The 25,827-nt window shown below is 38.9% G+C and carries 27 protein-coding genes; 2 read left to right on the forward strand and 25 right to left on the reverse strand.

All coding sequences use genetic code 11. The features are described from left to right. Positions 1 to 20 precede the first annotated feature (20 nt). From F7732_RS05445 to deoD, 8 genes are all read right to left on the reverse strand, one after another. Positions 21 to 887 carry a hypothetical protein gene (locus F7732_RS05445; protein ID WP_151572849.1) on the reverse strand — a complete coding sequence of 289 codons (867 nt, stop codon included), beginning with the start codon at positions 885 to 887 and terminating at the stop codon, positions 21 to 23. 49 nt (positions 888 to 936) lie between these two features. Next, on the reverse strand, positions 937 to 1,107 hold the full coding sequence (locus tag F7732_RS22805; RefSeq protein ID WP_180320209.1) for a DUF2188 domain-containing protein: 171 nt from the start codon (positions 1,105 to 1,107) through the stop codon (positions 937 to 939). Between the two features lie 57 nt (positions 1,108 to 1,164). Next, positions 1,165 to 2,082 (reverse strand): CobW family GTP-binding protein, encoded by a 918-nt coding sequence (locus F7732_RS05450; RefSeq protein WP_151572851.1) that lies wholly within the window; start codon positions 2,080 to 2,082, stop codon positions 1,165 to 1,167. Continuing rightward, positions 2,075 to 2,479 carry a hypothetical protein gene (locus tag F7732_RS05455; RefSeq protein WP_151572853.1) on the reverse strand — a complete coding sequence of 135 codons (405 nt, stop codon included), beginning with the start codon at positions 2,477 to 2,479 and terminating at the stop codon, positions 2,075 to 2,077. The genes F7732_RS05450 and F7732_RS05455 overlap by 8 nt, the downstream gene beginning before the upstream one ends. Positions 2,480 to 2,973: 494 nt before the next feature. Continuing rightward, complete coding sequence (locus F7732_RS05460; protein ID WP_151572856.1) at positions 2,974 to 3,891, reverse strand: LCP family protein; 918 nt, start codon at positions 3,889 to 3,891, stop codon at positions 2,974 to 2,976. 218 nt (positions 3,892 to 4,109) lie between these two features. Next, the gene (locus F7732_RS05465) at positions 4,110 to 5,579 is read right to left on the reverse strand and encodes a lmo1851 family serine protease (protein WP_476727083.1); all 1,470 of its coding nucleotides are present in this window, start codon (positions 5,577 to 5,579) and stop codon (positions 4,110 to 4,112) included. Positions 5,580 to 5,854: 275 nt separating this feature from the next. Beyond that, complete coding sequence (locus tag F7732_RS22980; protein ID WP_151572860.1) at positions 5,855 to 6,742, reverse strand: M15 family metallopeptidase; 888 nt, start codon at positions 6,740 to 6,742, stop codon at positions 5,855 to 5,857. A 168-nt stretch (positions 6,743 to 6,910) separates the two neighbouring features. Then, positions 6,911 to 7,615, reverse strand: coding sequence for a purine-nucleoside phosphorylase (gene deoD, locus F7732_RS05475; RefSeq protein WP_066444594.1), 705 nt, complete (start codon positions 7,613 to 7,615; stop codon positions 6,911 to 6,913). A 203-nt stretch (positions 7,616 to 7,818) separates the two neighbouring features. Between deoD and F7732_RS22815 the strand changes: the two genes are divergently transcribed. Then, positions 7,819 to 7,965 (forward strand): hypothetical protein, encoded by a 147-nt coding sequence (locus F7732_RS22815; RefSeq protein ID WP_176215169.1) that lies wholly within the window; start codon positions 7,819 to 7,821, stop codon positions 7,963 to 7,965. A 66-nt stretch (positions 7,966 to 8,031) separates the two neighbouring features. Here F7732_RS22815 and F7732_RS05485 read toward each other — a convergent pair whose 3' ends face one another. The 3 genes from F7732_RS05485 to F7732_RS05495 all read right to left on the reverse strand — a co-directional run bounded on the left by F7732_RS05485 (position 8,032) and on the right by F7732_RS05495 (position 9,683). Continuing rightward, the gene (locus F7732_RS05485) at positions 8,032 to 8,340 is read right to left on the reverse strand and encodes a YodL domain-containing protein (RefSeq protein ID WP_151572864.1); all 309 of its coding nucleotides are present in this window, start codon (positions 8,338 to 8,340) and stop codon (positions 8,032 to 8,034) included. A 253-nt stretch (positions 8,341 to 8,593) separates the two neighbouring features. Beyond that, a complete protein-coding gene (locus tag F7732_RS05490; RefSeq protein ID WP_151572866.1) occupies positions 8,594 to 9,364 on the reverse strand; it encodes a sporulation protein in 771 nt (256 codons plus the stop codon). A gap of 145 nt (positions 9,365 to 9,509) precedes the next feature. Further along, entirely contained in the window at positions 9,510 to 9,683 is a 174-nt protein-coding gene (locus F7732_RS05495) for a YozD family protein (protein WP_066444583.1), read from the reverse strand. A gap of 178 nt (positions 9,684 to 9,861) precedes the next feature. Between F7732_RS05495 and F7732_RS22545 the strand changes: the two genes are divergently transcribed. Beyond that, a complete protein-coding gene (locus F7732_RS22545; RefSeq protein ID WP_161598837.1) occupies positions 9,862 to 10,026 on the forward strand; it encodes a hypothetical protein in 165 nt (54 codons plus the stop codon). Here the strand turns inward: F7732_RS22545 and F7732_RS05500 are convergent, their stop codons facing one another. The 14 genes from F7732_RS05500 to F7732_RS05565 form a co-directional block, all read right to left on the reverse strand. Further along, entirely contained in the window at positions 10,027 to 10,722 is a 696-nt protein-coding gene (locus tag F7732_RS05500) for a hypothetical protein (RefSeq protein ID WP_151572868.1), read from the reverse strand. Positions 10,723 to 10,897: 175 nt separating this feature from the next. After that, positions 10,898 to 11,119: a YozE family protein gene (locus F7732_RS05505; protein ID WP_066444575.1), complete on the reverse strand. Its 222-nt coding sequence runs from the start codon at positions 11,117 to 11,119 to the stop codon at positions 10,898 to 10,900. A 176-nt stretch (positions 11,120 to 11,295) separates the two neighbouring features. Continuing rightward, the gene (locus F7732_RS05510; protein ID WP_151572870.1) at positions 11,296 to 12,114 is read right to left on the reverse strand and encodes an alpha/beta fold hydrolase; all 819 of its coding nucleotides are present in this window, start codon (positions 12,112 to 12,114) and stop codon (positions 11,296 to 11,298) included. Positions 12,115 to 12,497: 383 nt separating this feature from the next. Next, on the reverse strand, positions 12,498 to 14,633 hold the full coding sequence (locus F7732_RS05515) for a midas domain-containing protein (protein ID WP_151572873.1): 2,136 nt from the start codon (positions 14,631 to 14,633) through the stop codon (positions 12,498 to 12,500). A gap of 130 nt (positions 14,634 to 14,763) precedes the next feature. After that, the gene (locus F7732_RS05520) at positions 14,764 to 15,912 is read right to left on the reverse strand and encodes a hypothetical protein (protein WP_151572875.1); all 1,149 of its coding nucleotides are present in this window, start codon (positions 15,910 to 15,912) and stop codon (positions 14,764 to 14,766) included. 210 nt (positions 15,913 to 16,122) lie between these two features. Then, positions 16,123 to 16,401: a YokU family protein gene (locus F7732_RS05525; RefSeq protein WP_151572877.1), complete on the reverse strand. Its 279-nt coding sequence runs from the start codon at positions 16,399 to 16,401 to the stop codon at positions 16,123 to 16,125. After that, entirely contained in the window at positions 16,391 to 17,815 is a 1,425-nt protein-coding gene (kamA, locus tag F7732_RS05530; RefSeq protein ID WP_151572879.1) for a lysine 2,3-aminomutase, read from the reverse strand. The genes F7732_RS05525 and kamA overlap by 11 nt, the downstream gene beginning before the upstream one ends. Positions 17,816 to 18,006: 191 nt before the next feature. Beyond that, positions 18,007 to 19,410 carry a sigma-54 interaction domain-containing protein gene (locus F7732_RS05535; protein WP_192912999.1) on the reverse strand — a complete coding sequence of 468 codons (1,404 nt, stop codon included), beginning with the start codon at positions 19,408 to 19,410 and terminating at the stop codon, positions 18,007 to 18,009. 66 nt (positions 19,411 to 19,476) lie between these two features. Then, a complete protein-coding gene (ablB, locus tag F7732_RS05540; protein WP_151572882.1) occupies positions 19,477 to 20,325 on the reverse strand; it encodes a putative beta-lysine N-acetyltransferase in 849 nt (282 codons plus the stop codon). Positions 20,326 to 20,409: 84 nt separating this feature from the next. Next, complete coding sequence (locus F7732_RS05545; RefSeq protein WP_151572884.1) at positions 20,410 to 21,831, reverse strand: aldehyde dehydrogenase family protein; 1,422 nt, start codon at positions 21,829 to 21,831, stop codon at positions 20,410 to 20,412. 3 nt (positions 21,832 to 21,834) lie between these two features. Further along, positions 21,835 to 23,175, reverse strand: a complete 1,341-nt coding sequence (gene gabT / locus F7732_RS05550) for a 4-aminobutyrate--2-oxoglutarate transaminase (protein WP_151572886.1) — start codon at positions 23,173 to 23,175, stop codon at positions 21,835 to 21,837. A gap of 3 nt (positions 23,176 to 23,178) precedes the next feature. Beyond that, positions 23,179 to 24,456: a peptidase gene (locus tag F7732_RS05555; protein ID WP_151572887.1), complete on the reverse strand. Its 1,278-nt coding sequence runs from the start codon at positions 24,454 to 24,456 to the stop codon at positions 23,179 to 23,181. 27 nt (positions 24,457 to 24,483) lie between these two features. Continuing rightward, the gene (locus tag F7732_RS05560; protein WP_151572889.1) at positions 24,484 to 25,149 is read right to left on the reverse strand and encodes a 3-oxoacid CoA-transferase subunit B; all 666 of its coding nucleotides are present in this window, start codon (positions 25,147 to 25,149) and stop codon (positions 24,484 to 24,486) included. Next, complete coding sequence (locus F7732_RS05565; protein ID WP_151572891.1) at positions 25,134 to 25,826, reverse strand: CoA transferase subunit A; 693 nt, start codon at positions 25,824 to 25,826, stop codon at positions 25,134 to 25,136. Before F7732_RS05565 ends, F7732_RS05560 begins: the two co-directional genes overlap by 16 nt. Position 25,827: the final 1 nt, after the last annotated feature.

Raw genomic sequence — 25,827 nt, forward strand, 5'->3', positions numbered from 1 at the left:
TGAGAGAATACCTCTCAAGCTTATTTTTTAGGTTCAGTTAGGAACTGTTTATGGTCTTTGAAAAATTGGAGAGTATCAACCTTCCACGGACCAGCTGCTGAAAATCTGACTAAAACGATCTTACCGTTAAACATTTGTTTTCCATGTTCTTTAATATACCACTCGATTTTAACAGGAACCTCTAATACTAAATCAGACAGATAAGAGGTTTCTTCCGGAAGCTCAACAGCTGACAGTTTAGCATTTTCTATTTCTGGGAAAACGGTTTTCCAATTAATTGTCTGCAAAGATATAAAATCTGCAATTTGTTCGTCATGTTCCTTTAAACCTGTTACATAAGAGTGAATCACTTCTTCAGCACTGGCAAATGTTAAATATGGGTATAATCTTCCAGAAGCTTTGAATATCATTAATTTATGGGATAGATCCATCTCATTGGTGCGGTGAGTGGTGCTGCCGTAAAAGTGAATGCAAAAATGACCGGGAAAATTATTAGGCAATGCACCAGCTCCATGAGGCATTCCGTGCATGGAAGCGGCAATCCACCTATCCTTAGTGATCACAATAATCGACCTTCTTCTCCAGCTCCACTTGCCATTATAAATTTCCTTCATTATTTTTGTATCCATTGCTGTCAGAGGCTGAACATCAGCATGATTAGATCCTGCTCTTCTCTGCACTTCGAACATTCTTCCGGACTCTGTATCCAAAACATGAAATTTACTGAATTTCGGAAGCTGTTTATTTACTTCAATCCAATCAAGCATCTCAATATGATATCCAATCCCATGTTTGGAAGCGTCAACTTCTAGGCTGTTGAAACTAAAGAAATAGAGAAAAGTAAAAGTAAGCATCAATGTACATTTGCGTGTTGTATTTTTGTCCATATTAAAAGTCTCCCTAAAATTTAGAGAGACTATTCGTTATTATATGAAGTTATTCTCTGTTTTCTTTCCATTCCTTCGCTTTATCAATGGCTATTGGAATGGCTCGCCCTTCCTCGTAGTCCTCATCCAGCAGGGCATTTGCAATCTCAATTGCTTTGTTTCGGACTGTAGGGTCTAAATTTTTCATAGCATCTGGATAATCATTTTTGCTCCATGGCATATCGATCCACTCCTTTAATGGAGTCATTCCCTTTTTGCATGGAAGAAAACCTAAAGATTAGACCGACTCAAGAGCTTTTAATTGAGACTTCAGGTTATGCCAATCTATATTTTCACCGATAAACACCAAATTCAATGGCATTTTCATGTTTTCAGGCAGAAAAATCTGCATGCCATATGAATACTGAAAAAGCTCAGGATACACCGAATTTGTAAATTGAATGTACCCTTTCATTCTATAAATGGTATCAGGCAGCCCATGCAGAAAGCTCATAAAATCTTCTCGATGGACAGGCTGTTTAAATGTGTAAACAAAAGTGCTTAAGTTTAAATCTTGAACTACATGAGCCGTTTCATTTGCTCCTTTTTTACTGGCAGATAAGTTTCTAACCTTTTCCATTGGAACTTTTGAAAAGGAGGTCAGCAATGCCAGCACTTTTGGATTAAGTCCTTGAACATCAAAGACAAGCTGAGCTTGCTGTGCCTCTGTCAGCTTATCTGCTTTATTTAATAGAAGTAAGTCTGAATGCTTTACCTGTTCGACAAGAAGCTGTCTGATTTGCGGACTTAATCTGTTTCTTTCTAACCAAAGATGCCCATCTAACACAGAGATAATGCCTTTTACAAGCAACTGATCTGCAAAAATTGGCGACAATATTCCATCTAAAACTTCAATGGGATGAGCAGCTCCAGTTGACTCTATATAGATCACTTCAGGCTTATCCATTATTAATAATTCTTGAAGCTGTGCCTCCAGTTTATCTTGAATAGTACAGCATATACAGCCGTCGAGAAGCTCTTTTAAAGGAACGTCTGTATCAACTGCGTCAGAGTCAATGGATACTTTTCCAAGCTCATTCATCATAACAGCTGTTTTTCTTCCCTTTTCTTTTTCTGCCAGCAGCAATTGCTTGAGAAGTGTTGTTTTCCCGCTTCCTAAAAAACCTGATAGAATATATATTTCTGTTTTATTCATTACGTTCACCATTTTCCGCTCTCTCTTCCAGCATTTCTTTCATCATTTTGTGAAGCATTTTTCCCACATCCGAAAGTGTTCGTCTTGTAAGGTAACCAACCTTTTGAAACATTTCTTGTTTACATTTCCAAATGGGAATATAAGCGTTTGGATAGTATTCATCATCATTTTCGACGCCAATCTCTAAAAAAGACTCATAATTAGGTGTGAACAGGTCTTCCTGTGCTGCTTTTTTGCCTTTTTGAATCCTTATGACCTCTATAATTAAATCTTCATTAAACGTAATGAATTTTTGGTGGTAGATGTTAAAAATCTCATTCGCAATGACTTCCCATTTACATTCAATTGCAGCAACTTCCTGTCTAATATGTTCATCAAATTGAACAATCTGTCTCAAGAAATCACCTCGTTTACAATATTCCATTTTTATTGTGAGACTCTAAATAATTATTTTAAAGGTTTTGCCTGAAACGTACAAATGTTTTATCTCATGAGCAAAAACATGAAAAAAAGGAGGCTGGGACAAAACGAAATTAATATTTCTAAAACACGAATATTCAATATCTTGGTTTCGGTATTTAATCAAGACCGTTCCATTGCGCTGCGGACCCTCGCTTTCCGCGGGGAGCAAGCTGAGCCTCCTCGTCACTTCGTTCCTGCGGGGTCTCACCCTTTGCTCTGCAGCCCGCAGGAGTCGAGGGCCCTCCGCTACATTTCACTCATGTAAATAAAATATATTTTATAATTATAAATAAAAAACCGAATGATTAGAAAGATGACCTTCCTTACCATTCGGTTCAATAGGTGTGTTAAATACTTATGTCCCAGCCTCCTTCACAATTCTCTTAGCCTTTGTTGTTCATTTGCAGCATTTTTTCTCAAAAATATGAATCAGTTTTCTTCTTTGTTTGATTCTGGTTTCATAATTTCTTCTTTTTTCACTTCATTGAAGAATTGTTTTAATGCCTCTGTATTTTCCTCAAGATTCATCTCCAGCACGGCACCAGCATGATTGTAGCTTTTGTTTTCGTAGCTGTCAGCGACAGGAACTCTTAATGTTTCAATTTCCGTAATGGGATTCAGCAAGAAGGAAGTACCAATAGAAAAAGCTTGTTCAAAGTTTAAGTCCGTCTCCACATAGTTCATAACATCTTTCAGCATTTCCGGAAATTTCACTAATCCTTCTGGAGTTGTAAATTGCTTCATCACTTGATCTTTAATCGAAATTAATACCTCCTGCTGACGATCTACTCTTCCAAAGTCGCTTTTTGCATCATGACGAAAGCGAACATAGGAAAGCAGCTGATCGCCGTTAAGCTTTTGTTTACCTGGCGTTACATCAAGTTTCATGTCATCAATAAGCTGCTGTGAAACTTCAACCTCTATTCCATCTGGAGCCAGAATGTCCATCATAGCAGCAAAACCATTAAAGTCAATTACTGCTGTATGATCAATTTTAATGCCAAAATTTTCTTGGATCGTATCCTTTAACAACTCTTTACCGCCTAAATAGTAGGCATGATTTAATTTGCTGTATTCAAATGGGTAGTCAGGAATTTTCACATAGCTGTCACGCATAAGCGATACAATTTTCATTGAATGATCATCCGGTTCATAGCGGGCAACAAGGATTGCATCCGACCTGGATTCCTCTTCCCCTCTGCTGTCTACTCCCAGCAAGAGAAAGTTTTTATGATCTGATGAATAGTTAATAGGCTCTGACTCTTTCTCTGCTAATGGATCTGCATTTAAGCAGCCAGACAAAATTGACACCGTAATTAATAGTAAAAGACTTACTCTTTTTTTCATAACTGCTCACCTCTAAGTTAGGAGTAAAAATTTCTCCTTTTACAACCATTGTGATACAGAAGGATCTTTTCTATACGTAATCAATTAAATACAGAACTTTTACCTATATATAATCAAATTGTGCTATTCAGAAACGTGCTTAAGTTATAGTATCCTGCTTTGCTTAAAATTTAAGGTAAGAATAAATAAACTCCCCACCTGATAGTGGGGAGCAAGATTTACGAATTAAGTTTTTCTTTTAATAATTCTGTTGCTTTTAATATTTGAGTATCATTTTGATCAATTAATGCTCTTAATTCTTCCATCAGCTTAAGTGTTGTTTGGCCTGTAAGTATGCCTGTTTCTTCAAGCTGGGCAGACTTTTGAAATTCTTTGACAGCTGTTTCTGTTTGTTCATCAAAGAATCCATCGGTTCTGCCTGGATCAATGTCTAATGCAGCAAGCATTTTCTGTGCTGATTGGACTTGTGTGGAAGAAGAAGAAAGCTTTAATTCAAGATCTGGACTGACATATGGCAATGAAGCATATTCTGGCAATGCCACTTCATAGTCTGGCTGGATGCCTTTTTTGTGAATCCAATTGCCTTCAGGTGTCAGCCATTTCTCAGTAGTGAACTTCATATTTGATCCATCAGAGAAATCCTGTGCACGCTGTACTGTACCTTTACCAAAAGATTTCTGGCCAACAAGCGGAACATCTGCTGACTCTTGTACTGCTCCAGCTAAAATTTCTGATGCACTTGCGCTTCCTTGGTCAATAACAACAACTAGCGGCATGTCTGTGTTTTCTTGTGCAGTAGACTGCATGGCTTCTCGATTGCCTTCACGATCTTCAATTTGAAATAGTATTTCTCCTTCAGGAACAAACAAGCTTGAAATTAAAATCGCTTGATCAAGAAGACCACCTGGATTCTGTCTAAGATCCAGAACAAGCCCCTTCATCCCTTCGGCTTGAAGGGTATTCAAGGTTTCCACTAATTCTTGACCCGTTTTTTCAGAGAAAGAGGTGATTTGGACTTTTGCAATCTCATCATCAATCATTTCTCCATAAACAGTTTCAATCGGAATTGTATCACGAACAATCGGGAATGTGATCGGCTCAGTTGTGCCTGGGCGCTGGATGGCAAGCTCCACCGTAGATCCTTTCTCGCCTCGAATCAGCAGAACTGCTTCTGTTGAACTCATCCCTTGAATACTTTCTCCATCTACTGATAAAACGACATCATTAGGTTTTAATCCAGCTTTTTCTGCAGGTGATCCTTTTAATGGTGAAACAATTACAATGGATCCTTCCTGTTCAGTAATTTCAGCTCCAATGCCTTCAAAAGAAGAAGAAATGCTTTCATGGAAGTTCTTAGCTTCTTCAACATCCATATAATCTGAATATGGATCATCTAAAGATTCAAGCATCCCATTAATGGCTCCATTAATGAGGGTATTATCTTCTACCTCTTGGAAGTAGCCATTCTTTAATGTATCAAAGGCCGTATACAATTTATCAAATTCACTTCGACTTGTTTCATTTCCTACGCTGACTGCTTTCTCGTCTCCAAATGCCAAAGCAAAAGTTGTTATGCCAGCAGACAGAAAGACAATGATAAATAACAGCATAACAAATTGGAATTTCTTCATTTTTATAAAACTTGATTGCTTTTCTGTTGATTCTTGATTTAAGTTCTCATCTTGCAAACCCTTCACCACTTTCATAACCGTTAGGTACTAACGAAGCTTCTTTTGAATAGAATACCATTTTTTCATGGTGATTAACAAAAAAATCATTCTTATTCACTAAGAGACATTTATAAAAACCTGTTCAAATTATACACCATTCATTTAACATTTGGATAAAAAAAATCATTTCAAGCAGTATGAACACATCTTCCTTCTAGCCTTTATTATTGCAAAATATGAGTCAGGTTAACAATTCCAAAAACTGACTGCTAAAAGGTGAAAGCATTCACTCGTCAAATTTTCTTTACCAAATTAAAGTATTCTTCCAAGGTTAACTTATTTTCGAAAATCGTTTTGGCTGCTTCTTGTCCTACATATCGATAATGCCAAGGCTCAAAGCTATAGCCCGTTATACTTTCTTTCCCTTTAGGATAGCGCAAAATAAATCCAAAGGAATGAGCATGATTTGCAAGCCACTTTCCTTCAGCCGTATTCGCAAATTCTTCAGACAGCATGAAGTCAGCACTTTGGCTTGAAATATCCATTGCCAGTCCTGATTGATGCTCACTGCTGCCTGGATATGCAACTACTTGAGCTGCCAGTTCCTCGCCAACTTTTGCTACCTCAGCCTTAAAAAGGTCGTTTTGTCTAGCATAAGACCGATAACCAGATACAGCAAAAAGGTTTATCTTTTCTTTTTTTGCTTGGGAAAACATCTTCTCTAAAGCCAGCGCTGCTTCCTTGCGCATATAGCTTTTTTCGATATCCTGATCCCCAAAAGAAAACGCCACGTTTGGTCTTACAAGATCAGCGGGAGTATATTTTTCAATATAATAATATTCCTTGTTCACTAATGCCATTACATTCTCTGGATTTTGAATGAAATTTTTCCCATCGACAACCTTAATATCATTAAAGAATGAAGCTTCCAGCACCAATTGATCTTCTTGGTTTACAGGTTCTTCATTAGCTGATTTTTCTGCATCGTTGTCTTTCTGAGGGTCATTTTTAACTTCTTCTTCCTGATTTTTGTCGTCATTCTGCACAGGTTCAGTTTCATTTTGTGAATCATTTTCACTTACGTTTCCTATAAAAGGAATTTTTTCTAAATAACCGTCCAATTGGCTGCAGCCTGCTAAAAGGACACATAGAAATCCTAACAGCACTATTTGCTTTTTCAATGTTCTCACCTATCTTTTTCTAAATCATTCCACTCTATTTTAGCATGATCAAGAAATGAATGCGAAAAATGTCGTTAATGGTAAATTTTATACTATTTTTCATAACAGTCTTCATTCGATTGTCAAAACAAAAAACTGGCCAAACCGGCCAGTTTAGTTTAACATTGCTTATTCTTTAATAGCTGCTTCTAAAGCAACTTCGATCATTTCGTTGAAGGTTGTTTGTCTTTCTTCTGCTGTCGTTTCTTCACCAGTTAGAATATGATCACTTACCGTTAATACAGATAATGCTTTGCGATCCAGTTTAGCCGCAAGCGTGTATAGTGCAGCTGTTTCCATTTCAATCGCAAGAATTTGGTATTTAGCCCACTTTTCCAGCTCAGCATTATCGTTATAAAACATATCTGCAGTAAAAACATTGCCAACTTTTAAGTTCAAGCCTTTTTCAAGACCGGAATCGTATGCTTTCTTTAAAAGATCAAAATTAGCAGTTGGCGCATAATCAACACCGCCAAAAGTAAGCCTATTCATTTGAGAATCTGTTGATGCAGTCATCGCAAGGATAACATCTCTAACTTTTACATCCTTTTGGATTGCTCCACAAGTTCCTACCCTTATTAGGTTTTGGACATTATAGCTGTTCATCAATTCATTAATGTAAATAGATATAGATGGAACCCCCATGCCAGTTCCCTGAACTGAAATGCGTTTTCCTTTATATGTGCCTGTATATCCGAACATATTCCGGACTTCGTTATAGCATTCTGCACCTTCTAAAAAGGTCTCAGCAATATATTTTGCTCTGAGCGGATCTCCCGGCAATAACACCGTCTCAGCAATTTGGCCTTCTTTTGCTCCAATATGTACACTCATTAAAAAAAACCTCCCAATTTCTAACTGTGTTAACTCTTGTTACATTCACAATATACCATATAGATTCTTGTGAAGAAACCTTCATCCCCAGAATGAGAATACTCATCATGGACAAACTATTGTTAGCTTCTCAAGTTTTTAGTGAGAAATGTACAGCTAACTCATATTCCGCAGTATCTTTTAAAAAAGGAAGGGGAACCAATATGGGAAAAAAACATCGCAATCGAATTAATTCACCAAAGAAAAATAATCATATTCCCGAAGAGGCAATAATCGCCGAACAAGAGGCTCACGGAAAAGAATATTCAGCTAGCGGGGGGCGCAAAAACGGTCCCGGTTCACATAAATAATAGAAAATTAAATGAAAACTCCCTAAGAGAAGGGGAATTTCACTCCTTCTTTTTAGGGAAAATAGATTATCGTATATGAATTCGATTAATTTCCTGCCAGCCTCCTGGCTGAAGCTGGTAATAGCGCTGGCCGCGACGACCTTCATCTATATTGAGGATATCTCCAGTTGAAATATATCTGCCCCGAAAATCAGCAGGCAGCCGATCTAATACATTAAATGTTTTGAACACGCTGCCTAAACATTCATCATGATCTATACTTTCCACCATGATGCGGTAAACTTGTTTATACCCCTTTTTCTGGTTAAACATTGGTGTTTGAAAAATAGTGACATCAAATTGTTTCTTTCTTGTTTTTGCTAATTCCTTCAGCATCTTCATTCCTCCAAATGTTTACATAGTAATGGATATAACTAAGTCCTTTCCTTGTATAACAGTTTAGAGATTAGGCTTGTCGTTTCCTTTATCAGAAACATTCTATTTTTGTCGATTTAGAAAAAGTATTTTACATCTTTTTAGCTAAATCGAGCAATTCCTGCTTTTTTATACATAATGGATGCCCAAAGCGAAGGTTCGAACCTGTTTTCTGACAAAAAAAAGATGAGGCAATTCCCCATCTTTTTATCCTTTATGAATACTGTGCAATAACTGATTGCAATTTCTGCTGCAGATTTGGTATGTCGCTTTGATGAATCATTAACCTTAAATTAGACTCATCCATTGACAATGCTTCTGATAAGAAGCCGCCTAGACCGCGCGCTTTTCGATCAACCTGCATTAAAATTTCTGTCTGGTTTAGGGAGACAGGAAAAAAGACGATTTCAAGTTCATCCAAACGTCCGCGGAAAGATCCTGAGATTGGGACAAACTCAAATTCTTGGATAAATGGAAGTCTTTTTCGTAAACGATGAGGTGCCTGTTCGCACTCAACTTCCCTCATTCGGAATCCCAGGTTAGAAACCGCATGTAAAACGGCATTTACTAATTCATTCGGTATAACTGTAATATAATCCTTGTCTGTTGGATCAACTGCATTTTTTATATCCAGGCCGGTTGCCAGCCAGACTTTCGTTCTGCCATAAGAAAGCGGTGTATCTAACGGCAGAATAAAAGAAAAGGGAATCTCTCTTCTTTCATTGGCGTTTAATGTAAAAGCTTCAGTAATATGATAACGCTCAATTTGACCTGTCACATTTACTTTCTTATCATCTGATTCTTTAATATATGTTGTATTTAAGGTTAAGTATATGTCAGAAATATGCTGCTCTGTATTTCCTCCTTGAATCTCAACAATTCCCCTTACTTCACTCCCAGGCATTACTTTGTCGCTTTCGAGTTTTGTATCTACTTTGGCAGAGCCAATTCCTACACTAGCCAGCATCTTATTAAAAAAAGACATCCTATTCCCTCCCGGATCAATACAAAGGTATTTTTATTTTCTGTATGTATACGTTTTAAAAAGAATTTAAGTTTCAATAAAATGCAAAAATGGCGAATGTTATTCGCCATCTTGATCGTCACCTATTGGGTACTGTATTAAGCTTTTATTCATCGTCTATTTGTTCGTCAATAATGCATTTTTGCAGTAAATATTCAAATGTAATGTCAGCTAGATCGTCTAATTCACCCTCAGTTGGGACATATCCCCGTTTCGCCAGCTCATGAAAGAAAAATTCTGCAATCTCCTCCGTATCAATAAAAACCTCAATTTCCCTCATAGCAACGCCCCCTTTGTACCAAATGTATGACAGACAGTATTGTTTCATGCCGGACATCTTGCATTCCTATCTATTAATTCCTCTTATTTTAATGTACGCCGTTCTATACAGTCTAAAACTAGCATAAAGATAGATTCATATACAGCTTTCATCCAACTAATTAGCCGGAGGTATTAATATGAAAAAAATATCCTGCTTAGCCGAAGCATTTATTGAAGATGAAAATGATGATCAAGGTAAAATAATAAATTTCTTAAATAAAGGGCTTCAGAAAATGTTCCAGACCTTTTTATTAATAGGGATTCCGGTTGTTGGGTATAGCATCCTTCAACTTTTCATCTAGTTAAACGGTGCTTTTTCCATCATTTTCAGCTAAGTTTTTTAATTTTCTAATAATCATACGCATGATATATTTGTATTCTTCATCCTGGAATAAACGGTATAAGATCTGATAATCGTTATAAATATCAAGGAGACCATCGATTAGCTCCTGCTTATCCTGCTTGATTGCCAGAAGGTCTTTCTCGGCTTTTCTGAAAGTGGCTTTTGATTCCTTTAATTCAGGCAACTTTTCTTTTTTGTTCATTAAATAAAGAGTACCGAGTTTTTGTATAAAAGCCTCAGCACTTTCTGCATCAGCAAGAAGTGTTATTTCTTCTTCTGAGGCTTCCAGCCATTCGCCATCATTCATCCTGGAGAGCTCATAGATTACATCCTCCCAAGCATCCTCTTTGTATCTCCATATTTCAGTACGAAAGCCTACAATTTTGAAAATATCTGTTCCATATCCTTTTACCTGCACTAAATCACCGAAAAAATATTGATATTCAATATCGACATGCTCTTTTTCGACAATATTTCCTTTATAATCTGACAACAACTGTAAGCTTGATTCTACATATAGACCTTCACTTTTATTCACTTCATACACATACATATCATCCAGCCATTTTACATCTGTTATTTTCCCGACCGTACCATATATATTAATGACGACTGTATCGCCTATATTGTATTTTGCTTTCTTTCGATTATTCATTTCCTCCATCCTCTCAATGAATCACCGCAGCTTTTGAATACAATAGTATATGCATAAACGATAAAATTCGCTTCATAAGATTTGAATCTACCTTTAGAAGTACACAGCAAAAAAACACTCCAGCGTAATGAGTGTTTTTTTAAATTATATAGTGTTGTGTCAAAAAGACAGTATGTTATCCTTCAGAAAGCAAATAAAGTTCCCATGCTTCATCAAAAACCATCATACTTTGTAAATAACTCCCATTCAACTCGAGATACGAGCTAATTTCTTCGTAGTTTTCAGAAGTTTTTGGGAAGCTATGATCCTCGTAAGCGTCATTAGCAAACTGGCTAATTTCGTCTTTTGGATTCGGATGTCTGTACTTCATTAAGAAATGATAAAAGGTTTTAGCCATATTTTAAACGCCTCTCTGTTTCATTAAGAATTAGTTATATGATGATTGAATAGACAAAATAAATCAAGAAGAAAAATAAAGCGACCATATAAATTCATAAGCTGAAACGCTGTATTTCAGTGGAACAAAACTTAAATAAGACCCGGCACACGCCAGGCCTCATTTAGGAATACGGCTTATTCTAATGAAGAAGATTGAAGAAACTCGAGAATTTGTTTATTATATTTTTCAGGTTCATCATGAAAAACACCGTGACCACTTTCTTCAAAAGGAACAAGCTTTGCATTAGGAAGCTGGTCAGCCAGCTGCAGGCTAAAATCATATGGACAAATTTGATCTTTTTTGCCATGAAGGATCTTGGTTGGTGCTGCAATTCCTGACAGCTCATTGCGAAGGTCTTCATCCCTTAATGCAATAGCTGAGTGTATGGTACCATATGAAGATGAGGAAACAGCCATACTTAAGAACCACTGTTGAAATTCTTTAGAAGGCTTTTTCTCGAAGAATTTTTCACCAAAAGTTGCAATTGCGTGTGGCCGATCTGTCTTCAGCTGATCAATCAGTGTGTCAACCTCCTCTTTCTCCATTCCAAAAGGATAGTCATCCCGTTTTGTGAAAATAGGAGCAGCTGGACTAAGTAACAGCAGTTTTGAGATTCTTTCGCTTTTATAGCGCGACATGTATCTGAGAGCAATTGGCCCACCCATTGAAAAACCGGCTAATACAGCATCTTTAAGATCTAGCTTTTGAATAACTTCATGAAGATCATCTGCCATCGTATCATAATCATAACCATTAAATGGTCGATTTGATTTTCCATAACCACGCAAATCAATTCCAATAAACCTGAACCCGTGTTTTGGGAGCTCATTCATTTGATATTCAAACATTCCATGATTTAATGGCCAGCCATGCAGGAATATAACAGGCTGTCCCTCTCCAATATCTTCTGCATATATTTGTATATTGTTTTCAGTGTTAATGTAGTGTCCCATAATGAGTCTCCTTTCAAATTCATTTCCTCATTCTATTGTTTTTACCCTAAAGTCTAAAAAGGAAACAGTAACGTATCGATTTAAAATGTTATTGCAGCAGGATCACTTGTATTGCTATCGCAAGCAAAATAAACATTATCGTTGTGGTTAATCCATATAGATTACTTGCTGGCTGCCAAAATTGAAAGATAAATGATAGGCTAAGAAGCACTGAATCTTTCTTCTATTGTAGCTCTGCAATGATTCTTCTTCTCAAGTGCAAGAAAGGGAGCCCTGCCGTCGCAGAGCTCCCTTTCTATTACATAGACTAGCTTCTGAATTACACTTGCTGAAGTCGCGAATTTCGGCTTGCGCAAAAAAGAGAAGCTATAGCATTCAATTTATTAAATAAGATTCTCGCCATACAGACCAAGGTCAATGTTTAAGCCCAATGAAGAGAAATCTTCGTCTTGCTTTTCAGCAGACATGCTGGCAAGATTTAAACCTAGCCCAATCCATAAAGCAGCTGTTTCTTCGTCACTTAAAGACGCAAGACCTAAGTTTGTGTTTACACCCAAAGTAGAACTGTTTTTTTCTTCACTATCTACAATTGATGCATTCAAATTGGTATCAGCCCATACTCCAGCTGTTTCTTCGTCTTCACTTGTCATTGCTCCAACGTTTACACCTGTATTTAGATCGGCTGAGGATTCTTCCTCTTCATCTTTCTTCATCACTGAAGCATCTGCTTTTGTGCCAGCCCATACTCCAGCTGTTTCTTCGTCTTCACTTGTCATTGCTTCAACGTTTAGACCGGTGTTCAAATCCGCTGATGTTTTTTCCTCTTTGTCTTTCTTCATCACAGAAGCATCTGCTTTTGTGTCAGCCCATACTCCAGCTGTTTCTTCGTCTTCACTTGTCATTGCTCCAACGTTTAAACCCGTGTTCAGGTCGGCTGATGTTTCTTCCTCTTCGTCTTTCTTCATTACAGATGCATCAGTTTTTGTGTCAGCCCATACTCCAGCTGTGTCTTCGTCTTCACTTGTCATCGCTCCAACGTTTAGACCGGTGTTCACATCGGCTGATGTTTCTTCCTCTTCGTCTTTCTTCATTACAGATGCATCTGCTTTGGTGTCAGCCCATACTCCGGCTGTTTCTTCGTCTTCTCTTGTCATTGCTCCAACGTTTACACCTGTGTTTAGATCAGCTGAGGATTCTTCCTCTTCATCTTTCTTCATCACATAAGCATCTGCTTTGGTGTCAGCCCATACTCCGGCTGTTTCTTCGTCTTCACTTGTCATAGCTCCAACGTTTAAACCTGTGTTTAGATCAGCTGAGGATTCTTCCTCTTCATCTTTCTTCATCACAGAAGCATCTGCTTTGGTGCCAGCCCATACTCCAGCTGTGTCTTCGTCTTCACTTGTCATTGCTTCAACGTTTAGACCTGTGTTCAAATCCGCTGATGTTTTTTCCTCTTCGTCTTTCTTCATCACAGAAGCATCTGCTTTTGTGTCAGCCCATACTCCAGCTGTGTCTTCGTCTTCACTTGTCATTGCTCCAACGTTTAAACCTGTGTTTAGATCAGCTGAGGATTCTTCCTCTTCGTCTTTCTTCATTACAGATGCATCAGTTTTTGTGTCAGCCCATACTCCGGCTGTTTCTTCGTCTTCACTTGTCATTGCTCCAACGTTTACACCTGTGTTTAGATCAGCTGAGGATTCTTCCTCTTCATCTTTCTTCATCACAGAAGCATCTGCTTTGGTGTCAGCCCATACTCCGGCTGTGTCTTCGTCTTCACTTGTCATTGCTCCAACGTTTACGCCTGTGTTTAGATCAGCTGAGGATTTTTCCTCTTCATCTTTCTTCATCACAGAAGCATCTGCTTTGGTGTCAGCCCATACTCCGGCTGTGTCTTCGTCTTCACTTGTCATTGCTCCAACGTTTACACCTGTGTTTAGATCAGCTGAAGATTCTTCCTCTTCATCTTTCTTCATTACTGAAGCATCAATTTCCGTTTCTCCCATTAAAGAAGTTTCATCATCAGAAGATGATGCACTTAAATTCAATTCTGAACCTAGATTAGCAGAAGATTGCTCTGCTCTTTCTTCATGGGAAGATTGATCGAGATCAGCATCTGTATTGACGTCTAAAGAAGAATTTTCCTCAGAAGCTTTTAGTCCTAGATCTACTCCAATATCAGCATCAATGCTATTAGAGTCATTGGATTTGTCACTTTCTTCACCTGTATCGAAATCAACACTTTCTTTTTCATTAGCTGAATGCTCAGCAGATTCACTTTCTTTAGGAGAACTTTCATTAACTTTCGAATCAGAAAAACTCAAATTCAAATTTAAATTTGAAGTAATTGAAGATTTATCATGATTTTCATTTGAATTTAAACTTGTCATTGCTTTAGAAGTTAGATCAAGTGATGGATGATCCCTCTCCTCAGATGCAAAAGTGCTGGAACCTCCTGCAAAAAGACCTGCTGCTGCAAAACCAGTGATTGCTAATGTTTTTAATAAGTGTTTGTTTTTCAATCGTATTCTCTCCTTCTTCTTTTTAGTTTTTTTATTTAAAAACGTATGAGAAGAAGGATGATTGAGGCGGTTGAGAAGGTGGTGCATTTAACCATTGATCGTGAAAAAAAGCAACACTAGCATTACGATTTCACTTTCCTCCAATGTCACCAAGCAATTCTAAGTCCGTAAAATAAATGGACGGAAAGGCTGCTCCACCTATAGAAGAATGCCCTCCATTTGCTGAAGAGGTGATTGAACTATTTGTACCATGATTTGCGGGGACAGTTCCAATCGCACGCTGCAAGACCGGTTTATCAGATTCCTGCTTATTGCTTACATCCTTCCCCATATAATCCTTTTTAGAAGTATATTTCGATTGCTCCAGGTGTATTGGATCATATGAGTTTTCAAAGTCTGTAAAAATATCTTTCTTATTTTCTGACTTTATTTTTGAATCGTTTAATTCACCGATAGGCTCCAAAGCATCCTTGGCATCAGAGTTTCCAGGCTGGTCCTTATTTTCTGAACCCGCTGCAGGAGGATCTTGCTGCTGTTCATCTGGAGTGTTTAAATGCCAATCTTTGTTTTCAGCCCTGTTTGCATCATGGTGATCCACCTCAGTTTCCGGAGGTGATACAGAAACGGAATCAGAGAGATTGATATCAGCTATTGTTGTCTCTACCTCGATTGTGTCTCCTATATTTGCATCCGCAATCCCCGTTTTTACAGAAATAGAGTCTGATACATTTACATCAGCTACTGGTGTTTTCACCTCGACTGTATCTCCTATATCTGCGTCAACGATTCCTGTTTTTACAGATATAGAATCAGAGACTTTGACATCAGCTGCTGGCGTTTCCACCTTAATGGAATCTCCGGCTTCTGCTTCTGCAACTGGAGTCTTAATAGAGATTGAGTCAGAAACATTTGCCTCTGCTATCACCGCATCCACTTTTATAGATGGATCCTCAGAAAGGTTAACATTCAACACAGCATCATTTTCTGCTTCGTTATCTTTGTCGGTGTTCACATTAATGACTGTGTCAGCCACAGAATCAATTGTTTTTTCAACGTTTTCGGTAACTGTGCCAAGAAGTGTTTCTCTCTTTTCTAAATCAACATTTTGCTCTTTTTCACTTTCGTCTGTGCTCTCATCTTTGTGCTGAATATTCACTGTATCTTTTACTGTACTGCTTACCTGATCACTCACAGATTCCAGCAGACCGTCTGCCAATGCAGTAGAGGGAATAAAGCAAAAGGAAGCAAGAACGAAGGCTTGTACGAATCTAGTTGACACTCTTTTTGCTCACCTCCTCTCAAATAATCTGCTTATACTAGAATTAAGGCTTCCTCCTCTGTCTACCCATAGAAGGAGTTCGTAAACATAGCAGCGACTTGATTTAAACTTCAAGGAATACAAATCCTTGGCTTTATCAACTTAATTACTAAAAAAGAATCACCCTGTCTAGAGGGCGATTCTGCAAATAATTTAGAACTTATAAATATATTAAAAATCAAAATAGTTTCTCTTTAATATTCTCTCCATCTGCATAAGATCTTTGTATGAAATTACGTCTTTTAATTGTTTACGATTGATAAGGAATAACTGATCTTCGATATTTTTCACCATTTCATCATTTTGATAAATCATATGACAATCATTACAATAAATAGATGGGGTATCAGTAATTTCGATCGCTCTTGTTCCTTCTGGCAATTCCCAATAAACCGATTGCTTTGTTATAATCACATGGCCACTTTCACACCAATCACAGCTATTGCCCATCAACATTCTCCCCTTCTTTTTTGATTTGGCCAGCTTTTTTTCGTTCTGCAAGATATTTCTTTTCCTTCAGTTCATCTCGCTTTTCCCGCTTATCCTTTAAGGAGTTATGAGCAGGGTCCTGATCATACAGTTCACGCCGATTTAATCGCTGAAGCCCTTTTGGGACAAGGTTGAATGCTGTGTCATTCAATAACGCTGAAATCCCTACATTGGATTCCTTTTTCGACACCTCAGGATAGATTTCTGCAAAATAATCATCCGCTTTTCCTGCTGTATAATTCTCTGGTTCCGGATAAGTTGTTATCACGCCCTCAAAATTACGCAGCACCGTTTTTTCTGCACTTTGTGAAATCACGTAATTAGGCTGTAATGCAATTTTCCCGCCGCCACCAGGTGCATCGACAACGAAGGTTGGGACTGCATAGCCAGAAGTATGTCCCCTCAGTCCTTCAATAATCTCCAGCCCTTTTGATACTGGTGCACGGAAATGGCCGATTCCTTCTGATAAATCACACTGATAGATATAATAAGGACGGACACGGATTTTGACGAGATCGTGCATGAGCTTTTTCATAATCGGAACGCTGTCGTTAATGCCGGCAAGGATGACTGCCTGATTCCCAACAGGAACACCTGCATCTGCAAGCATTTCGCATGCCTTTTTTGCTTCTTCCGTTATTTCAATGGATGTGTTGAAGTGGGTATTGAGCCAAACAGGATGGTATTTTTTCAAAATATTACATAAATTTTCGGTAATCCTCTGCGGAAATACAACTGGTGCTCTAGTGCCAATTCGAATAATTTCCACATGATCAATTTCACGCAGTCTTTTTAAAATATATTCTAAAATCTGATCATTAATTAACAGTCCGTCACCGCCTGAGATTAAAACATCCCGAACTTCTTCGGCGGAAGCAATATAATCAATGGCTGCATCAAGCTGTTTCTTTGGCACTCCCATCCCAATTTGTCCTGAAAACCGCCTTCTGGTACAATAGCGGCAGTACATCGAGCATTGGTTGGTGACAAGAAATAATACACGGTCAGGATAACGGTGTGTCAGACCCGGAACAGGTGAATCTTCGTCTTCGTGAAGCGGATCCTCCAGGTCGTATTTCGTTTTGTACATTTCCTTTGAGATGGGAACTGATTGCATTCGAATTGGACAGCGGGGATCATCTGGATTCATTAGCCATGCATAATAGGGTGTTATATTTAAAGGAATCGTTTTTGTCGCAATTTTTACTCCTTCTTCTTCATCTTCTGTTAGGTTGATCACCTTTTTTAAATCGTCTAGAGTTCGAATCGTATTGGTCAGCTGCCAAAGCCAGTCATTCCATTTTTCCTCAGGCACATCTTTCCAAAGTTCAATCTCTTTCCAATGTCTTTTTGGCTTATATAAATTGTATTTCATGCAAACTCCCCCTTTATCCTCTTTCCTAAATATAGAATGCAAGATTCATGCCAAAGATAAAAACCTTTGCATTACTATATTCAAAGGATCAGGATCATGCGAATTTGCCGACTCGGCAGCCTATAATACTCCCCCTAGGCTCAGCTGCACTTATTTTCTTTAAATATCTTAATAAGGAGGAGTGCTAATCTTTAATGATTTGCCGAATTTTCGGCAGCAGTAATATTGTATTTTTGGATTTTGTATTGTAAGGTTTGTCGGGGAATTTGCAGAAATTGTGCTGCCTTTTTGATATTTCCTTCTGTGTTTTCAATTGCTTGTTGTATTAGCTCCTGTTCAAATTTCATCATCTGCTCCCTTAATGGCAAGGAACTTATTGCTGAATCCGCTTTTTTGTGTTTAAGCATAACGGGAAGATGGGTCTCTGTCAGCATCTGCTCTTCACACAGATTCATCATATATTCAAGCGTGTGTTTTAGTTCTCGGACATTGCCTGGCCAAGAATGGTCTAAGAATATATATTCAACTTGTTTCGACAGACCTTGTACATGCTTGCCTAACAAATGATTATATTGCCCGATAAAGTAATTGGATAAATACAGAATATCTTCTTTTCTTTTTCTTAATGGCGGGAGTTCAAAGGTTAATACATTCAGCCGATAAAACAAATCTGCTCGCAGCAGCTTTTTTTCGATCGCTTCATTTGGATGAATGTTCATGGCTGCGATCACGCGTATATTAACGGTTTTACTTCTAACCGAGCCTACTCGCCGCAGTTCACCATCCTCCAGAATCCGCAGCAGCTTTGCCTGGAGCTCAGGCGGCATTGCATGAATTTCGTCTAAAAACAAAGTCCCTTCATCTGCAAGTTCAAACAAACCTGGACGGTCAAGTGCACCAGTATAGCTTCCTTTTGATGTGCCAAATAGGATGCTTTCCAAAAGGGCCTCAGGAATGGCTGCACAGTTTTGGGTGATAAACGGCCCCTTAGTTACTGTAGAGGCTTCATGAATGGCCTGTACAAACAATTCCTTGCCCGTTCCGCTTTCTCCAAAAACAAGAATCGGTGAAGGCGAACTTGCCAGTTTTTTAGCATGCTTCTTAATTTCCATTAACTCTTTATTAAGTGTTATTAAGCTATCAAATGTATATATATGCTTTGTTGCTTTTTTTCGTTTTTGCTGTGGTGTAAACATAAGGCTCTGTAAATGCAGTAATTTTTCTGAGATGGCTTTTAATCTTGTGTAATCCTTCGCAATCTCCACAGCACCAACAAGTTCTCCTTCTACATATAGAGGATAGGTTGAATTGACCGTTTCAATTTTCTTCCCATGGATATTTACATAAACTTGTGTTTCATTTAAAATCGGTTTACTTGTATGGATCACCCGCAGCAATGTACTTGACTGGCTGTTTAGTGATGGAAATGCATGAAGAAGCTGCTTTCCAACCACTTCATTCGCCTTCAACCCATCGTGATTACTCGCTACATCATTATAATAAATCGTGGTGCCAGTCAGATCGACTACATGAATGGCTTCGTCAATCCCTTTTAAAATGGCATCTAACACCTCTCTTGAAATCTGCTGATTCATGCACACCACCCTCTCCCTTTACATCTGCCAAAAATTCGGCATATAGTGCCCGTTTTTCAGCAGGTCTTAATGGGCAGATAAATCTTTCACCCACACATTCATATCCTCAAGCTTATTAAAAATATAACAATTTTTAGTTAAACGGCCACGATATTTATATCCGAGTGTATGAAGGGAAGCATTCATGCCAAATGATAAAGATCTTGCGATGGAAAAAGCACAATAAATGTTATGCTTCTTTAAGCTTTCTTCAAGCTGAACAAGAAGAATTTTCATTAATTGATGCTTTCTATGCTGAGGAAGTGTAGCACAGTCTGTCAGCTCAGCATTCCTATGCTCCCAGTCAATTTCCGCCGCAGCAGCACTCACTAGCTCTTCTTTAAAATAAACTCCATAATAGACGGTTCCTTCTTCCATTGTTTTACGAATATAAACCGGATCGTGGAGCGGTACAGGATAGATTTCAAATACAGTTTGATAGAGCAATGCCATTGCTTGCACGTCTTTGGCAGAAAGCTCCTTTAATTTATATGGTTTCGATAGAATTATAGCAGTGTACTCAGAAAATTCTCTGGACTTCACATCCTGCAATACGTCATCTTCTTCAATCCAATGCTCACTGTTTCTGCGTTCGTTAGAATAATATTTACAGAAAAAATACATATCCGTTCCCATGAAAAACTTATCAATCTTAGCTTCTAAGGAAAAACCCTGCTCCTGAAAAATGGGTAAATGCTGAAGTTTCCCTTTGACGATTAATTTTTCTGCCTGATTCTCCCGGGCTATTTCTTCTGCATATAGTAAAGATTCCAGTAGACTTCCTGTCATCTTATCCACACGAATTCTTTTATTAAATGGGTCTATATATATGCTCAGCTTACAAGCATCTCTTTCGAATTCGACTGTTTTGCCCATACCCTCACCATCCAATCAACCTTTAATTGAAAATATAATATGAAAAGAAAGACCCGGTAAACCGGGTCCTGAAAACTGCTTCTATCAATCAAGCTTAATAGTAATAAGCTTCAATTCTGTCATCTCTTCGATTGCATATTTAATTCCCTCTCTGCCAGTTCCGCTTTCCTTGACACCCCCATACGGCATATGGTCTACACGGAATGTTGGGAAGTCATTAATCATAACCCCTCCAACCTCTAATTTTTTCGCCGCATGCATTGCATGCTGTATATTTTGAGTGAAAATACCGGCTTGTAAGCCATACTTCGATGTGTTCACCATGGTAATGGCATCCTCTAACTTTGAAAATGAATTGATGTGAACAACTGGCGCAAAAACTTCCTCACAAGAGACCTTCTCCTGTTCGTGCACATTTAGCAGAACGGTAGGCTGAAGAATACCATTCTCTGTGTTTCCTCCCAAAGCCAGCTGTGCTCCGCGGCTTACAGCACTATTAATCCACTCTAGTGCACGATTCGTGTCATCCTCTGAGATTAAGGCTGATAGGTCAGTTTCTTCATTAAAAGGATCACCAGTAACTAAGCTTTTGGCTGCCTGTAAAAATGATTCTGTAAAGCTTTCGATCAGTGTATCATGTACAAAGATGCGCTGTACCGAAATACACACTTGGCCTCCATATACAAATGCACCCGCTGCAATACGCTCTGCTGCTTTTTGGGGATCTGTTCCTTCATCGACAATTACCGCAGAATTGGAGCCTAATTCGAGTGTTACCTTTTTCAGTCCGGCTTTTTCTCTTAAAGACCGTCCTACGCCGGGACTGCCTGTAAAAGTAATCATTGAGAGGCGTTCATCTGTGACCAAAAGATCACCGATGGTTTTGCCGCTGCCTGAAACAACATTCAGTGCACCTGAAGGCAAGCCTGCTTCATGAAAATATTGGGCAATGCGATAGGCTGAAAGGGGCGTTTGCGATGCAGGCTTAAGAACAACGGTATTTCCTGCAGCAATAGCTGGCCCAATTTTATGAGCCACCAGATTCATCGGGAAATTAAATGGTGTAATAGCACCGATGATCCCTAGGGGTTCTCTCATTGTATAAGCAATTCGATTTTCTCCGCCAGGTGCTGCATCCAACGGTATGGTTTCTCCATAAATTCTCCTGGCTTCCTGAGAAGCAAATTTATAGGTCATAATGGTGCGATCCACTTCCCCGCGAGCCGTTTTTATTGGCTTAGCGGCTTCATTTGCAATGATCTTGGCACATTCCTCCCGATCTCTTTCAAGGAAACTTGCCACTTTTTCGAGAATATCTGCCCTTTGATGTGCGGGCATCTCTCCAAGTGCAGAAGCAGCTTCTTCTGCTGCTTCAATTGCCAGGTTTACATCCTCTGCTGCTGCAGAAGCTACTTCCGCAATCATCCTGCCGCTGTACGGACTTTTTAATGTAGAATAAGTATTAGTTTCAACGTTTTTTCCGTTAATCCATAAATGTTGCTTCATCTTTTATCCTCCTGTCTGACAGCATTCCTTTATAACGTCTTCTATAATTGAGAAGCCTTCCTCCAGCTGTTCATCACTCACAACTAAAGGAGTTAGCAGGCGGACAATGTTGCCATATAAACCAGCACTCATGATAATTAAACCTCGGCTTTGTGCCAGTGCTGTAATGCGCTGAACAAGCTCTTTGTCCGGCTCCTTTGATACTGAATCTTTAACAAATTCAATGGCACACATTGCTCCTAAAGCTCTAATTTCGCCTACCTTATTATATTGTAAAGGAAGTCTTGAGAATTTTTCAGCAAAAAGGCTTCCGATATGATCCGCGCGTGCGATCAAGCCATCTTCTTCGATCATGTTAATAACCTCTAACGCTGCGACACAGCCAAGCGGACTTCCGCCATACGTTCCCCCAATCTCTCCTACGCCTGGGGCATCCATTATTTCTGCCCTGCCTGTTACGGCACTAATCGGTAAACCGGCTGCAATTGATTTTGACATCGTTACTAAATCAGGAACAACGTCAAAATGTTCGATTGCAAACATTTTCCCGGTCCGTCCAAATCCTGTTTGCACCTCATCGGCAATAAATAGAATCCCATATTTTTCACAGATTTTTTTGACCTGCTGTACAAAATACAATGATGGAATAACAAAGCCGCCCTCTCCTTGGACAGGTTCCATAATGACCGCCGCGATCTCTTCTGGAGAGGCTTCATTTAGGAAAAAATCATGAAATTGAGCGAGAAGCATATCATCCAATCTTTTTTGATCACCATGTTCATTTCGATAATAATATGGATATGGCCATTTATAGGTTTCTGGAACAAACGGACCAAACTCATATTTATATGGCTTCACCTTGCTTGTCAGTGACATGGACATATATGTGCGGCCATGAAAGCCGCGCTCGAATGAGATAATCCCTTTTCTTCCAGTATATTTTCTTGCAATTTTAATTGCATTTTCCACCGCTTCGGCACCTGTGCTTAAGAAAAAGGTCTTTTTATGATGTGACCCGGGTGTCATTTCATTGAGCTTTTCAGCAAGCTTTATATAAGGTTCATACATCATGACATGAAAGCTTGGATGCAGATATAAATCGATTTGTTTTTTTAAAGCATCCACCACTCGCTGTGGACAATGACCTGTATTTAATGAACCGATGGCACCTGCAAAATCGAGAAACGTATTGCCATCAACATCTGTTAACAATGCTCCGTTTCCTTTAGCTGCGAAGGTTTCTACTGTATTAAATGGACCTCTGGGAACATGCTGTTCCTTTGCTGCAAGCAGCTTTTTTGCCTTCGGCCCCGGAATAGCTGTTTTCAAATGGATATCTGACATACCTCAATCCCCCTGTTCATCACTTTTTTCGCACCAATTTATGATTGCTTCAGCAATGACTTCAGCAGCAGTAAATACCTCTTTTAATTCGATATACTCATTTACATCATGTGCTGCGGCTGTCACACCTGGTCCAATAACAACAACAGGTGTATTTCCGACATTAGCGAGCAGCCCTCCATCCGTACCCCATGGAGATGCTTCAATCACGGGCTCAATACCTTTTACTTTCTTATAAGCTTTTGTTACTGTTTGAATTAATTCATGATTTGTTTCTAAATTGCCCGGCTGCCATCTGGCTCCAAACCACTCTACTTCTGCCGGAAACTCTTTAAACCACGGATCAACATCTGCCAGTTCTTTCAGACAGGTTTCAAGCTGAACTGCAGCCTCTTCCATTTTTTCATGCGGTGCAACTCCAATTCTTCCTTCAATCCAGGCCAAATCTGGAACAGAGGATGGCCACTGCCCGCTTGTAATTTTCCCTATATTAATCGGAATGGGGATCGGAATATTTTTATATAGAGGATCGGTAATTTGATCATTTCTCACTTTTTCCAATCTGTTTAAAGCATTCATAACCAGAATACTCTTTTCGATTGCATTAACACCTTCATATCGTGTGCCGCCATGTGCTGATTTTCCTTTTACGGTAATTCTGAACCACATGGAGCCTTGCTGTTTAGGAAATATTTTCATATTGGTAGGTTCCGGGATGATCGCTCCATCCGCCTTATAGCCTCTTAAAATAGCTGCCAATGTGCCAGCTCCGCCGCTCTCTTCTTCTATAACACTTTGAAAAATAATATCTCCTTTTAATTGAATACCCACTGATGAAATCGCTTCCATAGCTAATAATAAAGCAACTGTACCGCCCTTCATATCCGTTGAGCCTCTACCATATAGCTTCCCATTTTCGACGACAGCACTATATGGATGATGGATCCAATCTTTTTCATTGCCTTCAGGCACAACATCAATATGACCATTTAGAATAATCGACTTCCCGCCTCCGCTTCCTTTTTTTACGGCTACGACATTTGGAGTGCCAGAAAAATCTTTACGGTCACAATAAAATGCCTGATGCCCTTTAAGCTCATCACTGCCAATTTCCCATATATCAAGGTCAAGACCGAGCTTTCTGCATTTTTCAATAATGACTGCCTGGGCACTACTTTCATTTTCTCTTACACTATTTTCTTGTACAAGCTGCTGCAGCAGCTTGATCCCTCGATGTTCGTTCTTTTGCAGCCATTGATTAATTTTTACCGTTGTATTCACTTTCCTGCCTCCTTTCTGCAAAAGTATTCACTCTTCATGCCTTATTACATTTTCTGCGATAGATAACTGGCAATCGGTGGAATGAATCACATCTTCAATACTGTAAGGCGAAAATACTTCCTTCAACAGCAGACCTTGCTCTGTTACTTCAATAACTGCCAGATCCGTAATGATTAAGTTGACACATTTAGGGGAAGTGAGCGGCAAAGAGCACTTTGCTGCAATTTTTGATTTTCCGTTTTTATCTGTGTGATTCATTAAGACAACAACCTTTTTAGACTTTTGCGCAAGTTCAATTGCACCGCCCATGCCTGGAACCTTTTTGCCTGGCACAATCCAGTTCGCCAAGTCGCCTTCTTCATTTACTTGTAATGCACCTAAAATGGTCATATCCAATAAACCCCGTCTGATCATTCCAAAAGCAATCGTAGTGTCGCAATAGGATCCGCCCTCTTTTAAGGTGACAGGCAAACCGCCTGCATTACATAAATTAGCATCCTCCATCCCTATTTCTGGGCTTGGACCTATACCGGTTATACCATTTTCGGCATGAAAAATGACTTGGATTTCATCTGGAAGATGATTAGGCACAAGAGAAGGAATTCCGATCCCAAGATTGACAATCATCCCATTTGTAATTTCAGCTGCTGCTCTTTTCGCCATTTTATTGCGGTGATCTATTCCCAAACCCATTTCCAGTTCACCCCCTCAGATACAACGATATAATCCACAAAAACACCAGGAGTCACAATTTGATCAGGATGAAGTTTGCCTGCAGGAACGATTTCCTCTACTTCAGCAATCGTGATTTCCCCTGCCATGGCAACAAGCGGGTTTGTATTTCGTGCACTCTTGTCGTAAATTAAATTTCCGTATGAATCTGCCTGTTTTGCATAAACAAGGGAGATATCAGCTGTTAAAGCCGTTTCAATTAAATACTCTGTGTTCTCCAGCTTAACTTTTGGTTTATGCTTTGCTATAAATAAGTTTTCCGTTCCAATATCAGAAAGTATGGCAGGTATTCCCACACCGCCTGCCCGAATTCTTTCTGCTAAAATACCTTGCGGTGAGAACTCGATATCCAGCTTACCTTCTGTCATAAATTGACCAGCAACGGGATTTGAACCAATATGTGAAGTAATAATTGATTTAGCTCTTCCTGCACAAACAACTTTGCCAATACCAATGTCTGGGAATCCTGTGTCATTTCCTATTAAATGCAAATTTTCTGCTCCGCTGTCCAAAATTACATCAATTAGCCCTGGAGGTGTTCCAATTCCTCCAAAACCGCCATACATAATAGTCATTTCATTTGTAAATAGATGCTTTAATTTCTTGAACGATGTTATTTTGTTAAAGGGGTTAACCAAA

Source organism: Bacillus mesophilum (assembly GCF_008923265.1).
GTDB lineage: Bacteria > Bacillota > Bacilli > Bacillales > Cytobacillaceae > Cytobacillus > Cytobacillus mesophilum.